2 protein-coding genes are annotated in these 1,804 nt (G+C 70.6%); both read right to left on the reverse strand.

From position 1 onward, the window contains the following. Window positions 1–274 (reverse strand): helix-turn-helix domain-containing protein (locus tag LQV45_RS29645; protein WP_230010698.1); only part of this gene is annotated, 274 nt, incomplete at its 3' end. Further along, a complete protein-coding gene (locus LQV45_RS29650) occupies window positions 271–1,737 on the reverse strand; it encodes an APC family permease (protein ID WP_230010701.1) in 1,467 nt (488 codons plus the stop codon). The genes LQV45_RS29645 and LQV45_RS29650, both read right to left, overlap by 4 nt. Window positions 1,738–1,804: the final 67 nt, after the last annotated feature.

A 1,804-nucleotide genomic window follows, 5' to 3' on the forward strand; every position in this document is an offset into this window, starting at 1 on the left:
CCCCTCGAACCAGCTCCGACAGCCGATGCCCGAGCGCGAGACCGCTGATGTCGGGCGTGCGGGCGAGCCACTCCGCCTCAACGAGCTGCCGGATGACGCGATACCCCGTGGATCGTGGCATCCCGAGCCGTGTGCACACCTGCTGTGCGGTGACGCCGGCCCCGGCACGCGCGACCTCCTCCAGTACCGCGAGCGCGATCTCCACCGACTGTGTCTGGCGTCCACGGAAGTGCTCGCCCCATTCGGGACGCGCCGGCGGAGCCCCGGTGGTCATCCGGCCTCCTCACCCCACAGGTCCGAGGCGACGGTGTGGTCGTACTCCCCCAGCCGGGCACGCCCGTGCCGACGGCGCCGCAGGTGGGCGTACCACGCCACCGCGACACCCGCGACGAGCGGGAACACCACCAGTCCGACCCCATCACCGGATGCCACCTGCAGAACAGCGTCGGCGATGAGCACCGCCGTGATTCCGCCGCCGCCGGCGAACGCGACCACCGTCCAGACACGACGTTCCTCGCCGATGCGCCGCAGGAAGACCGGGAGGCAGAAGCACGCGATCGCGTACGAGAGATACAGCGCCATCGATCCGATGGCCGAGAACGCGCCCGACCACGTCGAAGAGGGCGAGTCCCCGAGGATGACCGTCACGGGAGCCGCGAGCACGAGCGGGATCGAGACCAGGATCGCGCGGCGCGGGGTCTGCGATATCCGGTCGATCACGCCGACCCATTCGTGCGTCGTGCGCTCGCGCCCGGTCAGGAAGATCAATCGACTCAACGCCGTCCACGAGGCGAGGGCGACAGGGAGGAAGCACAGCGCCAGCACCGCGTGGATGACGGGCGCCGCCCAGCCGCCCGCCAACGAGAAGGCGAACCACATGGCCGAGGGTCCCGACTCCGCCGAGGCCGCCGAAGGGTTCAGTCCCGCCCCGCCCACCACCACGAGCAAGTAGAGGCATCCCGAGAACAGCACCGACCACGACATCGCGCGCGGAACGCTCGCGAACGGTCGGGATGCCTCGGCGCCCAGGGCGGATGCGCTCTCCCAGCCGAGCATGGTTCCGGTCATGATCGCCGTCGCGAACACGATCTGGCTCGGTGTGACGCCCTCGAGCGAGAAGTGCTCGGGTGTCGGGACGCTGCCCCCCGCGAAGGCGACGAACAGCAGGATCACGAGCAGCAGGATCCCCGCCGCCTCGGCGATGAAGGTGAGGCGCGTGGAGACCTGTGCGCGGCGCGTCATGATGGCCACGATCACGGCGGCCACGAGCGCGAGCACCGCGAGCGATGCCAGGGGTGGCGCGTGCACGAGCGGCGGTGCGACGGCGGACACGAGATGCTCAGCGGTCTGTGCCGCGCCGAATCCCGCCAGGACGCCGTATCCGATGGCCAGCGCGCACATCACGGCGAGCGAGACGCGGGGTCCCGCCGCATGCGCGACGAACGTGTACAGCGAGCCCGAACCGGCGATGCGCGAACCGTACTGACCGAAGACCTGCGCGAGCGTCCATGACACGGCCATCGCCAGGAGAACGGCCAGCCACACGCCGCGACCGGCGATCTGCGCGGCGACGACAGTGCCGATCAGCGCGCCCGACGACGGTCCGATCGCCGCCACCGAATGCGCGAGGATATCGAGCCGTGAGATCCGCCGACGGGCGAGCCCCGTCAACGGCGACGAGTCGCCGACGGCGGGGATGCGGGGCGGGTTTCGCAGCGCGTCTTCGAGTGCCGACACCGCTCACCTCCTGAGCCCGGAGTGTAGGGACGTCGCCGCTCGCCCGTGTTACTCGCCCGTTTCCGGA

This window comes from Microbacterium sp. Bi128, from assembly GCF_918698205.1.